Below are 13952 nucleotides of genomic sequence, written 5' to 3'. Positions count from 1 at the left end.
CCCTTTACACACTAATATTTTTTTCAAAAACAAAGACGGAAATCGCAAAATCCTCTTCAATTTTTATATCTGAAAATAAGTGCAGTAATTTGCTGCCTATCAATTCCTCCATCCCCTCGGGTGGTGATTGTGTATATAAATCCTGAATCATACTCGTCCTTGCAGCATGTACCATCTTTAGCCCTTCGGGTGTACTGGCAATAAATTTTTCCGTCGGTGTGATATTTCCGTATAAAGTTGATACAGCCATATTCTCGACAAAAACAGTATGAATACGCTCTGGCCCTTTTCCAAATACTTCTTTTCTTAACTTTCGAATCATATCATTAAATTCATGGATTTTTTTTGACATAGCAACGATTCTCCCATCGTAAATAAACTTTTTTAGGCAAATTGATATGAGGTCACCCTTACAGTTTGTTAATGATATAGCAACTTGAAAAAAATTAAAAGAGATAATATTTTTTGATAATCATTCTCATTTAATAAATTTTATGATTAATATTGTTCATTTTGAAGGATAAGTCTATAATAATACATATCACAAATGGAATTGATTTATTTTAATCCCTATCTCACGATGTTGCATAGTGTTTTTAATATTTGAATTCTATTGTTATTAAAAATAAAAGTAGATTGAGTTTTTAGCAAGACCTGCTAAGAATTTTATCCACCATGAATGATTAGCATGTTTTGGACATGTAATTTCATGGTGGATTTTTTTATTTTAAAAAAACGAGACATGGATAATTTGTTATAATCTAGAATTTACACCTATTTCGAGGTAGATTAAAGAACAAGAGGGAATTACAATAATAACAAGACAATCGCTTCAAAAATAACTAACTCGATTTGTTATTCCCTTTTGTCTTTAGCCGTAACAAGTTGTCCTATAAGTCTCAAAGTGAATAGGAGGAAGTTACCTTGACTCAAATTAAAATTAATGGCGCTCCATATAATGTAAAAGAAGGAGCAACAATCCTTGATACCATTAATCAACATGGCATTCCTCATCCTCAGATTTGTCATGTGCCAGCTGTAGACCCAATTGAAACATGTGATACTTGTATTGTGGAGGTGAATGGCCAATTAGTTCGTTCCTGCTCCACAAAGGCAGTAGACGGCATGAATATTTTATTAACTTCTGACAAAGCAAAAGCTGCACAAACAGAAGCAATGGACCGTCTACTCGAAAACCATTTATTGTACTGTACAGTATGTGATAATAACAATGGAAATTGTACATTACACAATACAGCCGAATTAATGGAAATCGAGCATCAAAAATATCCGTACACGCCCAAAGTTGAACCACATGAAGTGGACATGTCGCATCCATTTTACCGATATGATCCTAACCAATGCATTGCATGTGGGCAATGTGTAGAAGTTTGCCAAAATTTACAGGTTAACGAAACATTATCACTCGATTGGGAAGCAGAACGACCACGTGTAATTTGGGATAAAGGTGCTGCCATTAACGATTCTTCCTGTGTAAGTTGTGGTCAATGTGTAACCGTTTGCCCATGTAACGCCTTAATGGAAAAATCCATGCTTGGGGAGGCTGGATTTATGACTGGTTTAAAACAGGATATGTTAGATCCAATGATCAGTTTGATTAAGGAAGTGGAACCAGGATATAGCGGTATTTTTGCCGTTTCTGAAGTGGAAGCAGCCATGCGTAGTAAACGCACTAAAAAAACGAAAACAGTTTGTACTTTCTGTGGTGTAGGCTGTTCATTCGAAGTATGGACAAAAGACCGAAAAATTTTAAAAGTACAGCCTTCCGATGGTCCAGTAAATGCGATTTCGACTTGTGTCAAAGGGAAATTCGGCTGGGATTTCGTCAATTCAGAAGAACGAATTACAAAACCACTTATACGTAAAAATGATGAGTTTGTTGAATCATCATGGGATGAAGCACTGGATCTAATTGCAACAAAACTTGGTGGTATTCAACAACAATATGGTCCTGGTTCTGTCGGCTTTATTTCTTCTTCTAAAATTACAAATGAAGAAAATTACTTAATTCAAAAAATGGCTCGTCAGTTATTTGAAACAAATGACGTCGATAATTGTTCTCGTTATTGTCAATCTCCTGCTACTGATGGTTTATTACGAACAGTAGGTTTAGGCGGTGACGCTGGGACAATAAAAGATATTGCCAAAGCTGGTCTTGTCATTATTGTTGGTGCTAACCCAGCTGAAGGTCATCCCGTTTTAGCAACACGTGTGAAACGTGCTCATAAATTACATGGTCAGAAATTAATCGTTGCCGATATACGTAAACATGAAATGGCTGAGCGTTCCGATATCTTTATGCGTCCGAAACAAGGTACTGACCAAGTTTGGTTAATGGCAGTTACTAAATATATCATTGATCAAGGATGGCATGATGAAGCCTTTATTCAAGAAAATGTCCTTCATTTTGATGATTTCAAACAAGTGCTTGAAACATATACACTTGATTATGCACAAAAAATGACTGGTATTGCGAAAGAAACATTGATTGAAGTTGCTGAGATGATTCGTGATGCAGACGGTACATGCGTTCTTTGGGGCATGGGTGTAACACAAAATACTGGCGGTTCATACACATCAGCAGCTATTTCAAATTTACTATTATCAACTGGTAACTATCGCCGTCCTGGTGCTGGGGCCTACCCTCTCCGCGGTCATAACAATGTTCAAGGTGCTTGTGATATGGGAACATTACCAAATCTATTACCAGGCTATCAAAAAGTAACTGATGATGCGGCACGTGCAAAATTCGAAAAAGCTTATGGTGTTCCTATTCAGTCCCAACCAGGTCGTACTAATATGCAGATGTTAGATGCCATTATGGAAGGTAAAATGAAAGCGATGTATTTAGTGGGCGAAGATATGGCACTTGTTGACTGTAATGCCAACCATGTAGATGAGGTCCTTTCACAAATAGAATTTTTTGTAGTACAGGATTGTTTCCTATCACGTACTGCACAATATGCAGATGTTATTTTACCAGCTGCCCCTTCCCTTGAAAAAGAAGGTACATTTACAAATACTGAACGTCGCGTTCAGCGCCTGTATCAAGTTTTACCAACACTTGGTGAATCAAAAGCAGATTGGGAAATCCTTCAAGCTGTAGCACGTCGATTAGGAGCAGATTGGCATTATGAACATCCAAGTGATATTTTTGATGAAATGGCGAGCCTGTCTCCTCTATTTTCACAAGCCAACTATGATGTCTTAGAAGGCTGGGGTAGTTTCTGTTGGGGTAGCCACGATGGTAAAGATACACCGTTATTGTATGAAGACGGCTTTAACTTCCCTGACAAAAAAGCCCGTTTTGCTTTAAATGATTGGGTACAACCAGTTGAATTTGAGGCACAATACGATTGTCATATTAACAATGGTCGTATGCTTGAACACTTCCACGAAGGAAATTTAACAAATAAATCGAAAGGTATTCAATCAAAGGTACCTGAGATTTTCGTTGAAGTCTCACCAGAATTGGCAAAAGAACGAGGCATTGAAGATGGGGCCCTACTCCGTTTAGTATCTCCATATGGCGCATTAAAGCTAAATGCCCTTGTTACAGATCGTGTACAAGGAAATGAATTATTTTTACCAATGAACTCTGTTAGCAAAGATTCAGCTATCAACTTCTTAACTGGTCCTGCAGCAGATGTTAATACATCAACACCAGCTTATAAACAAACAAAAGTACGAGTAGAAGTGCTAAAAGCTAAAGGCAAAACACCACTTCCTCGCACTAACCCTCGCTATAAAAAGCGTCATCCTCAAAATGGTGTTGAGGTACAACGAAAATGGAATCGTCCTGGCTACGTTCACTTAACAACCATAAACGAAAGAGAGTGAGAGCATGGCTGCACCCATTACAAATATAAAAAAACAACAAGTAACAGAAGAACAGCTAAAGGAACAAAAATTAGATAATCTCAAACAACTGCTTTCTGATCAAGAAGATGCAGTCAATCAAGTGTTGCTTATTATGGCTGAATTAAATGATATCGGTGCATTAGAAGCAGCAATGAAGCTACTAGAAGCTAAAGAAGAAGTCGCCCATGTTGCACTTGGACAATTAACACGTAAACCTGTAACTAATATCATTAATAATTTAATGGGTGTTGCGGGAGCATTGACGGAGCTAAGTCCTGAAACAACGACTAAGCTGATTGATGGCTTAAATTCAGGTGTAGAGGAAGCCAACAAAGCACTTGAATCCGATGAAAAAGTAAGTGCCTTTAAGCTTGTAAAAATGTTAAATGATCCAGATGTCAATCGTGCGCTCAATTTTGGGGTCCATTTCTTAAAGGGACTTGGCAAAGGTTTAAAAGAATAAGGTGGTTCTGTTATGTTAGTACAAGAAGATGTAATCAACGCATTACAACAAGTTCAAGATCCTGAGCTTCATCAGAGTATCGTCACATTGAATATGGTCCGCAATATTCATATTAATGACACCCATCTATCACTGGATATTATTTTAACGATTCCAGGATGTCCGTTAAAAGCGAAAATCAAGCAAGATGTGGAGGAAGCATTACAAGCGATTGGTGCCTCAAGTGTTGCCATTACCTTTGGCGCTATGACAGATCAGGAACGTCGTGCATTAACGACCTCTTTACAAGAGAAAAATGTTGATGCACAAGGCATGCCTCACATGTTGCAGCTTAATTCTGGCGTACAATTCATTGCTATCACAAGTGGCAAAGGCGGTGTTGGGAAATCGACTGTTACGATTAATTTGGCGGTCGCTCTTGCCCGTCTTGGTAAACGTGTAGGCATACTTGATGCTGATATTTATGGTTTTAGTATTCCTGCCATGATGAACATTGAGCAAAAACCTACCATGATTGACCAAACAGCGATTCCAGTTGAAAGTCATGGGGTTAAATTGATGTCGATGGGCTTTTTCACAAATGGAAACCAGCCTGTTATGTGGCGTGGGCCTATGCTTAACAAATGGATTCGCAATTTCCTTGTCAATACGTTATGGGGCGATTTGGACTATCTCCTGATTGATTTACCTCCAGGTACTGGGGATGTAGCCATTGATATGGCAGCGATGATTCCACAAGCACAAGAAATCATCGTGACAACACCGCATCTTGCCGCGTCTCATGTCGCATCCCGTGCAGGCTTGATGGCACAACATACGAAGCATACTATACTTGGTGTAGTAGAAAACATGGCTTATTTTGCTGGGGCAGATGGTCAAAAAAACTATCTGTTTGGACAAGGTGGAGCCGAACATTTGGCAGATTTACTGCAAACGCAAGTAATAGCTCATATTCCTTTCGCCCAGCCTGAAGAAAATACAGGCTCCTCGGTATATGATGAAGAAACAATTATCGGCGAAATATTTACTCAGCTAGCAGAAGATTTACTACATCAATAAAACAGAAATCCCTTGATTTGCTTTTACACAAATCAAGGGATTTTTTCTGTTACAAATAACCCGCCTTTTTTAGTACTTGCATGAAATAAAAACGATACGTATTTTGGACGAATGAATCTAAAGGTAGCCCTACATTCACCTGATATTTTGTAAAAATAAAATAAAACCGTTTATCCCATTTTAAACGTAATAACTCTCCTGCATCTTCACCATACTTCGCTGTAAATTCCACAATTAAAGGCTCAATCATCTCATAACAATAGTCTTTTAAATTCGCTAGTGCTTCAATATCTTTATCCCTTTGAAAGCGAATAATCCAATCCACTAATTGCTCATTCATGTCCGAACGTCATCCTTTTATATAGAGTTTCTTCCTATTTAATAATACTCTTTTTTTATGGAGCCGAAAAGTGAACAAAACATGCCTATTGAATTATCAGAATTGTTTCGGTGCCTGTCACTCTATTGGAGTGGCGAAAATTTGTTTTTCTGCTGGGTCCCATAAAATAATTCCAACATCTTGTTTTTGATCGATAATACGAATTGTTACAGGAACATAGTCAAATAAAATGGCATTTAATTTTGTACTAATAAACTGCAAAAGAGCAATCAATTCCGTATCATTTATTAGAGGTGCATGTACTTCTATCTTAATATCTGCTAATTTTCCATCTTCATATCGTAGCTTTCCAAATGCTTTTGGATTTAAATGTTTGAAATTCTTTTGTATTTCTTCCTTAAAACTTAATAATTTATTATATGTATCTTGATCTAAACTATATAATGCATCAGAAGGAAATGTATAATCTTTTTTATCAATCTCCGTCCATTTATCTATTCTATCCTTACTCTCCCCAATAAAGGTTTCAGCTAAAAAAATACCTGGAAGTATATCATTTTTATTGGATTCCTGATACAACGTTAAATAGATTGGAACATTCGGCATTGCTTCATGATTTCTTATATTTTTTACTATTGTTTCTGCTATTTTTTTACCGTAATTCTTTACATCATTGACATCATCATCGGTATTATCAACTTTCACTTGGTCTGTATAAATTAATCCTTTATCATCAGATACTCGTATGTCATAATATTCATTCAACGATATAGCTAATGACATCCCTTCTATTTTTCCACTTTTTTTGTTAATGTAATTTTGTTCTAATATATGAGATAAAAAAAGTGGATTCTGTTTTTCATCCTCTAACACATTTCCAGTACTATTTTTTATCGGTGGATTTAAACCTAACCCTTCTTCCGTTTTTCTTGCCAACCATTGATTAATCATATTTTTATCTAAATATTGGCCTTCTTGCATATAAAAACTATTAGGTGAAAAATAATTAACTGATAAATTCATTAACCCTTTTTCTATTTCATTGATATTTATCGTATTATTCATATTACTAACAATTAATCCTCTTGCTACATTCATTTTAGCGGGTTGTTGAATTTCGAAAGTTTCCTTTTTTTGAATTGAAGATATATACATTTTCTCATTATTATTTTTACTTTCTTCCTCATCACTACAAGCTGCTAAAAAGAATAAAGGTGATATTAATAAAAGCGCACTTTTTCTTATAACCATGACTATAATGCTCCTTTCTTATTGTGATATTATGAAAATCTTACCCTACTATCGTCATACCTTATATTACCATAAGTTCTATTAATATTTATATTAAAGACTTTATATATTACAACCGCTATTTGTTATTTAAGAAGGTGCAAAACGTCTAGTTGCTAGCAAATAAAACAATCGTTTTACTGTTATTTAAAGTGCAATTTTCATCCAAAATGGAGTTTAATCTACATACAAAAAACCCTATAAAAATACAGGGTCTTTGTAAATGATTTATATCAATAATTAACTCTCACTCATAAATGCTTTTGAATAATTTACTGTTCCTTGAACATTAGTCAAAGAATCTTTCGTCAATTCAATTGCCATAAATACTTCATCCGGCACATCAAAAGGAGCTTTTATATTCCATAAACTTGCCTTTTTAAATCCGAATTTCGGGTAATAATCTTTGTGTCCTAAAACGATTACTGACTGAAAACCAAGCTCTTTTGCACGTTTTAAAGCTGCATTAATGAGTTGACTACCTACACCTTTCTTGTGGTGTTCAGGTGCGACTGCAACAGGAGCAAGTGCTAAAGAATCTACAGTTAAATTAGAAGCGACAATTGTTATTTTAGATAAAAGAATATGACCAACAATTTCATTCGTTTCCTGATCTATCGCTACTAGTGACAAGTCAGAAATAAAAGCATCTGATTGTCTAATTTTATTCACAAGAAAATGCTCTTGTTTGTCACTTTGTTCTACATTTAAAAATGCCATTTTGATAACATCTTCAATTTTTTTGCAATCTGAAGGGTGCTCTTGCCTAATTTTAATATTCATATACTCTCCTATTTTAAAAAAATTTCGAAATTACCCAACATACCTTCTTAATAATAATTATTAAGAAAGTTTCCATCCCAGTAAGAAACATAAGTTAATCAAACAAAAACCTCCAATTTAATATGAGCCTATTTTATTTCAAATTTATATGGCAAGTCAAACATGTTATTTTTTCGAACTAAATAAATAATCGTGAAATTGTGTGTAAATTGTATGGGTGACTGGCACTCCTACAAAAAAATTAAGTTCGGTACAGTACCGAACTTAATTCTTACGAACTTATTTTGTGCCGCTTGCTCCAAATCCAGAAGCTCCACGAACCGTTTCTGATAATTCATTTACTTCTTGCAATTGAATAGAAGGAACCATCTGGATTACCATTTGGGCGATGCGCATTGATTTCTCCACGATAAATGTTTCTTTACCATGATTAATTAAAATAACACCAATTTCCCCTCTGTAGCCTTCATCAATTGTTCCAGGACTATTGAGAACAGTTACACTATGTTTTAATGCTAGTCCACTTCTTGGACGAACTTGCGCTTCTGTCCCTTTTGGTAATTCAATTTGTAAGCCTGTTTTTATTAATTTTGCTTCTCCCGAAGGAATTTCTACTGCTTCAATTGAATAAAGATCCATTCCCGCATCACCTGGATTTGCTTGCAAAGGTAGCAATGCATCAGCATGAATTCTTTTGATTTTTACGTCTAAGTTCATTTTTTTCATCCTTAACGATTAAATTTAAATGTGTCATCTGTAATTGGCGCTACTTTTGCTTTTGCGTAAGTAGAACCCTTTTGTGAAAAGAAGTCATATGTTGAACCTTCATTGCGAATACCATTCATTACGATTGGATTCACTTCTTCTTCAGGGAACATTGGATCAAAACCAACATTCATTAACGCTTTATTGGCATTATAGCGAACATATGCTTTTACTTCAGGTGATAACCCTGTTTCTGCATAAATATCTTCTGTATAATTCATTTCATTTTGATATAAATCCAGCAATAATTCATATCCCCATAAAGTCAACTCTTCTTGCTTTTCCTTCGAAAATTGCTTATATAAATTTTGTGCGAAAAAGCCTACAGCCACACCGTGGATGGATTCGTCACGTAAAATAAGGGAAATAATTTCTGCACTATTGCGAAGAAAGCCCTGTCCGCCTAAGTACAATGGATAGAAGAAACCAGAGTAGAATAGGAACGATTCTAGCATTACGGACGAGAACATCGCTTTCCATAAACTTTCTGAATCCCCTTCTTCAATGCCATTATAAATATCCGCAATTTTATTTGCCTTATATTGTAGGTATTCGTTTTTCTTAACCCATTCAAATAGCGCGTCAATTTCTTCATTTGTACAAAGCGTTGTGAAAATATAAGAATAAGATTTTGCATGAATTGCTTCAAAAGCATCAAATACAGTAAGAACAGCCTTTTCTTGAAGGTCCGATGTATATGCAGCAACACGGTTCATCCCAATATTCGTTTGAACTGTATCAAGTAATGTTAAGCCTGCAAATACTTTCTTATACGTATCTTGGTGTTCGAAGTTTTTCCACTGCTGAATATCCTTACTTACCGCAATTTCCTCTGGAAACCAAATTTGTTTCCATTGTTGGTCCCAAAATACTTGTGCGAGTTCACTCGTTGACTTATTCCAATTGACCGCTTCGTAAATTATATTTGACATGCGACACACTCCTCTAAGCTTTGCAAACGTTGACGGACATAATAAACTGATTTAATTCCCTTTACCCAAGCGTAAATGTAAATTTTTGCTAACTGTTCCGTTGTCCAGTTATCCGTGACATACAGCGTCATCGAAATCCCTTGGTCTACGTGTTTTTGAGATGCTGCGTATAAATCGATTAAATCATATGGATTCACATCATATGCTTCCACATATAAATGACTGTTGTCATTTGTTAAATGTGGCATTGGATAAATTGTTCGACTATCCGCATAATCACGCACCTCTACACGCTCCGTACTTGGTGCAATTGAAGCTGTACAGCTACGAATATATGAAATACTACCAGTTGGTGCAATAGCTAGACGATAAGAATGGAATAAACCATATTCCATAACATCCTGCTTTAATGTTTCCCACATTTTCGATGTCACGATTGGAATATTTCCTAATGCTTTTAATACAACTGGTGAAAGCTCTTCTTCAATTTTATTAACATATTGATCAAAATAAACGCCTGACGCATAATCACTATCCTCAAAACGGTAGAACGTTTCGCCTCGTTCCTTAGCAATCTCCATCGATGATTTAAGTGAATAATAGTTCATCGCTTCCATAAAGCTATCCATAAAAGCAATTGAATCTTTAGAGCCATACATAATCCCTTCTGTAACAAGATGACCATGCAGATTCATGCATCCAAGCCCTACAGAATGCATTAACTTATTGGCTTTAGCTACAGGCGGTACATTCGTGATGTTCGTCATTTGCGACACATTCGTTAAAAGATGCATTGCTGTATCTACTAATGTACCAAAATCACTTACTTTACTTGCGGCATGTATATCAATTGAGCCTAAGTTACACGATACATCTAGTCCGTATTCATTTGATTCATTTTGGTCAGTAATGATACTTGTTTCTTGTACTTGTAAAATTTCTGTACATAGGTTCGACATTTTTACACGACCTATATTTTTGAGTGGATGTACATCGTTGACATTATCATCAAAGATTTCGAAAGGATAGCCTGATTCAAATTGCGCTTTTTTCACTTCTGTATATAATCTGCGCGCATTCAAGCGTTTAATCTTACGGATATTAGGATTATCTAGTAGCTCATAATACATCTCTGTAATGGAAATTTCAGACATTCGTTTCCCATATTCTTTATAAATATCATATGGACTGAACAACACAATATCTTTATCACGTTTCATCAGTTCAAAGAAAATACTTGGAATAATAATACCTGTTGATAGCGTTGCAAGTCGGATTTTATCATCAGCATTTGGCTTTTTCGATGAAATAAAATTCTCAATATCAGCATGGAAAATATTTAGGTAGACAACGCCAGAGCCGTTACGTTGTCCAAGCTGATTGGAATAGCTGAAGGAATTTTCTAAAAGTTTAGCAACTGGAATCACACCACTTGCACGATTTAAAATTTCTTTAATTGGATCTCCTAATGGACGTAAATCTGTTAAGTTTACCCCTACTCCACCGCCAAGGCGTGATAGCTCTAAACAATAACCAATATTTTCAGCAATACTATTCATAGAATCATCCATTGAAAGTTTAAAGCAGCTTACTAATTCGCCACGCGCTTTTTTTCCACTATTTAATGCGGTTGGAGTTGCTGGTTGATACGCCTCCATCATTGCTTCAACGGAACGTTCTGCTAAAACCGTGTTCCCTTGTGCTAAATATAAAGCGATGATAACAATACGATCCTCATATTTTTCTAAAATTTCTTCCCCGTCACGACTTTTCATTGCGTAACTATCGTAAAATTTACTTGCACTCATAAAAGATGGGAAGCGGAAATTGTAATCGTATGCTTTTTTGTATAAGTGTTTAATAAAATCTATCTCATACATGTCGATAAACTCTTTCTCGTAATAACCTTCATCGACTAAATAGCGTATTTTCTCCTCAATATCAATAAAATAACGTAGACGCACATTTACATATTCTAAAAAATAACGGCGTGTTGCTTCACGGTCCTTTTCAAGCTCTAATTGACCCGTCGTGCTATAGCGATTAAGCACCTCATTATTAAGCTTTAAGTATGTTTTCATCCCTTCACCCTCGTTTCATAAAACGTTTGTATTACTTCATAATCAGCCTGATATCCACGTAAATCTAATTTACGCACTAGCGGGACCTGGTAGGTTTCTGCAATTTTTTCGCCAGCTCCACCAAACACATGGTGCCCAAAATTACTATTACCACTTACAGCTACTCCCTTGCAATATTCCTTGTTTTGCTCTAAAAAGCGAGCTACTTTTGCAGGAATATCACCTAAGCCGTCCGTGTATGTAATTAATAGAAAGGGCTCAGTCAGCAACAATCCATCATAAATTTCAATAGATTCCCCATCTAATTTCGTCACAATACTTCGCACATTACCTGTACGACTAGCATAAACGATCATATTGCAATCATCTCAATTTGAGAAACAATTTCTTTAACATCTCCTATAAATGTGTCATTTACTTCAAGAACAGGCACACTTAAAAAACCTGCGTCCATAATTTTTTGTTTTGCTTGCTCATCGTGATCAATATTCACAATTTCTGCTTCAAGTCCTGCACGTTGTAATTCCGATTTGACCCAAAGACATTTTGGGCATATAGTTTTCGTATAAAGTTTCATTTTAAATTCCCTCTTTTCATAATATAAAAAGGCTATCTCTTGGGAGAGACAGCCTAAGTTAGAAACGTAAAAAAACAAAAAAATCGTCACGTCCCCATTTCTTATTCCCCGAAGAAAGGTTGAATTGTTTTATTATAGGCAGGTCTCCTGGCTTTGCTTCATTCTCTGATATCCTTCCCATACGAATGCACAGTGGATTAAATCATCGTCAGCTTAACAGTTGCGGGGACAGCGTCGGATATACCGAACTTCCCTATTAAACTACATATAGTAGTACCTATATAAAACTAACACAATATATTGTTGTTGAACACAATTAAGTGTACCATCCTTCAAGTAAAAAGTAAATCAAGAAAAGCGAATTCTTTATAGTGTAACTTTTCACTATTTTCTTTAGGAACAACAAACGGTTAATAAATGAAAAATGACTAGCTAGGTTAGTATAATTAATAATATCGTCAATAGTTCTAAAGAATGATAGACGGTTTTCCATGAAAAGCTTTATCAAATGTTAAGCAATTATTATTCTACCTACTGAAGCCTAAATTAAACTGCGTATTATATTTAATATGTACTTATATAATTTTATAGCTGTTATCATATTTTAGCCACTATCGTAAGCCCTATAACTTCTATTCAATTTTTCATTATACACACAAAAAAATATTAAAATAGATTTGCCGTTTGTTAGATATCATTTATGCTAGTTCAGATTAGAATGAAGTGTTTTTATTCGTGGCTATTCTGTTCGCTATATTGATATAAAACAAATAACCATCTGACATCAATGGAATATCGACATCAGATGGCAATATAGACTTTACAATAGTTAATCGTAATTTATTAACCTGTTCAGTTATTGTGCGGGAATAAATGATTCGACAATGGCAGCTAAAGCTTGAATGGTATCATAGCTATCACCTGGAAACTCCGATTGTGCAAATTCAACTTGCAGTTCCTCACACAATCGATGACATTCATTTCCAACTTCAAAATACGACTCAATATCCGCTGAAAGTGAAAGAAGCTCACATGTGACGATACCTTGAGCACCCTCGCCTTGCAATGAATTAATTTTATCTTTTACATTTGGACCTAGCCAGTCACCTTTCCCATGACCACTTCGATATGTAACATGCCAGTTCGCAATTTGTGCTTCTTTAGAAATGGCTTCGGCTAATTCGGAAAACTGGCGCACATAGTGCTCGTTTTTTTCAGGGTCAATAGGCTGACTATGGACTGTATATAAAACATGCGTCTGTGCTCGTTTTTCAGCAGGAATCCATTCAAATGCACGTTGAACACGGTCTTTATAAACAGCAAGTAAATCATGATTTAAATGCCAATTTTTCGCATGGATAACTTTAACGTCATGAGAAGCTAATAACGTACTAACTTCATCATGAAACGCTGCTGCCCCTGTAGACATAATCGGATTTACAGGTAGTGTTATAAAAGTTGTAATACCATCTCTAAGCATTGTGTTAACAACATCTGGAATATAAGGTTCTGTATGTTTGTATGCGTTATATACTTTTACAGGTTCTGTTACACGTTGCTGTAAAGCATGTTCCAGCCCTTTAGCAATACGCCCCGTATTTGCTGCTAGTGGATCAACACCACCTAATTTTTTAAATTGTGCCATCACATTTTCAATTACATGAGGTGGTGGTGTTTTACCTTTCATTATATGTGTAAAATAAGGTGTTACATCGTCTAAAGATTTCGGTGCGCCATATGCGTAATAAATTATACCAATCATTTTTTAGTCTCCTTTTCT

At 35.6% G+C, this 13952-nt stretch carries 13 protein-coding genes and 1 riboswitch; of the genes, 3 read left to right on the top strand and 10 right to left on the bottom strand.

Translation table 11 applies throughout. The features are described from left to right. Nucleotides 1-4: 4 nt before the first annotated feature. A complete protein-coding gene (locus tag FH508_RS07485) occupies nucleotides 5-352 on the bottom strand; it encodes a Na-translocating system protein MpsC family protein (protein WP_173478387.1) in 348 nt (115 codons plus the stop codon). A gap of 572 nt (nucleotides 353-924) precedes the next feature. Here FH508_RS07485 and fdhF point away from each other — a divergent pair. The 3 genes from fdhF to FH508_RS07470 are packed head-to-tail and all read left to right on the top strand — an operon-like array spanning nucleotide 925 to nucleotide 5404. Next, the gene (gene fdhF / locus FH508_RS07480; protein WP_173478386.1) at nucleotides 925-3861 is read left to right on the top strand and encodes a formate dehydrogenase subunit alpha; all 2937 of its coding nucleotides are present in this window, start codon (nucleotides 925-927) and stop codon (nucleotides 3859-3861) included. Nucleotides 3862-3865: 4 nt separating this feature from the next. Further along, entirely contained in the window at nucleotides 3866-4345 is a 480-nt protein-coding gene (locus tag FH508_RS07475) for a helical membrane plugin domain-containing protein (RefSeq protein WP_173478385.1), read from the top strand. A gap of 12 nt (nucleotides 4346-4357) precedes the next feature. Beyond that, complete coding sequence (locus tag FH508_RS07470; RefSeq protein ID WP_173478384.1) at nucleotides 4358-5404, top strand: Mrp/NBP35 family ATP-binding protein; 1047 nt, start codon at nucleotides 4358-4360, stop codon at nucleotides 5402-5404. 49 nt (nucleotides 5405-5453) lie between these two features. Here FH508_RS07470 and FH508_RS07465 read toward each other — a convergent pair whose 3' ends face one another. The 9 genes from FH508_RS07465 to FH508_RS07425 all read right to left on the bottom strand — a co-directional run bounded on the left by FH508_RS07465 (nucleotide 5454) and on the right by FH508_RS07425 (nucleotide 13934). Further along, nucleotides 5454-5744 carry a hypothetical protein gene (locus FH508_RS07465; protein WP_173478383.1) on the bottom strand — a complete coding sequence of 97 codons (291 nt, stop codon included), beginning with the start codon at nucleotides 5742-5744 and terminating at the stop codon, nucleotides 5454-5456. Between the two features lie 117 nt (nucleotides 5745-5861). Then, nucleotides 5862-6995 (bottom strand): CamS family sex pheromone protein, encoded by a 1134-nt coding sequence (locus tag FH508_RS07460; protein ID WP_173478382.1) that lies wholly within the window; start codon nucleotides 6993-6995, stop codon nucleotides 5862-5864. Nucleotides 6996-7274: 279 nt separating this feature from the next. Further along, a complete protein-coding gene (locus tag FH508_RS07455) occupies nucleotides 7275-7817 on the bottom strand; it encodes a GNAT family N-acetyltransferase (RefSeq protein ID WP_173478381.1) in 543 nt (180 codons plus the stop codon). Nucleotides 7818-8096: 279 nt separating this feature from the next. Then, entirely contained in the window at nucleotides 8097-8534 is a 438-nt protein-coding gene (dut, locus tag FH508_RS07450; protein ID WP_173478380.1) for a dUTP diphosphatase, read from the bottom strand. 11 nt (nucleotides 8535-8545) lie between these two features. Then, nucleotides 8546-9514: a class 1b ribonucleoside-diphosphate reductase subunit beta gene (gene nrdF / locus FH508_RS07445; RefSeq protein WP_173478379.1), complete on the bottom strand. Its 969-nt coding sequence runs from the start codon at nucleotides 9512-9514 to the stop codon at nucleotides 8546-8548. Continuing rightward, nucleotides 9502-11595 carry a class 1b ribonucleoside-diphosphate reductase subunit alpha gene (gene nrdE / locus FH508_RS07440; RefSeq protein WP_173478378.1) on the bottom strand — a complete coding sequence of 698 codons (2094 nt, stop codon included), beginning with the start codon at nucleotides 11593-11595 and terminating at the stop codon, nucleotides 9502-9504. The genes nrdF and nrdE overlap by 13 nt, the downstream gene beginning before the upstream one ends. Further along, nucleotides 11592-11951: a class Ib ribonucleoside-diphosphate reductase assembly flavoprotein NrdI gene (gene nrdI / locus FH508_RS07435; protein WP_173478377.1), complete on the bottom strand. Its 360-nt coding sequence runs from the start codon at nucleotides 11949-11951 to the stop codon at nucleotides 11592-11594. Before nrdI ends, nrdE begins: the two co-directional genes overlap by 4 nt. Continuing rightward, a complete protein-coding gene (locus FH508_RS07430; RefSeq protein WP_173478376.1) occupies nucleotides 11948-12172 on the bottom strand; it encodes a glutaredoxin family protein in 225 nt (74 codons plus the stop codon). The genes nrdI and FH508_RS07430 overlap by 4 nt, the downstream gene beginning before the upstream one ends. A gap of 119 nt (nucleotides 12173-12291) precedes the next feature. Next, a riboswitch (cobalamin riboswitch) is annotated at nucleotides 12292-12468 on the bottom strand. A 560-nt stretch (nucleotides 12469-13028) separates the two neighbouring features. After that, on the bottom strand, nucleotides 13029-13934 hold the full coding sequence (locus FH508_RS07425) for a ferrochelatase (RefSeq protein WP_173478375.1): 906 nt from the start codon (nucleotides 13932-13934) through the stop codon (nucleotides 13029-13031). Between the last annotated feature and the right edge of the window lie 18 nt (nucleotides 13935-13952).

Source organism: Lysinibacillus sp. CD3-6, from assembly GCF_006351725.2.
Taxonomy (GTDB): domain Bacteria; phylum Bacillota; class Bacilli; order Bacillales_A; family Planococcaceae; genus Lysinibacillus.
The sequence above is the reverse complement of the archived record's forward strand: the minus strand, read 5'-3'. Positions and strand labels throughout refer to the sequence as shown.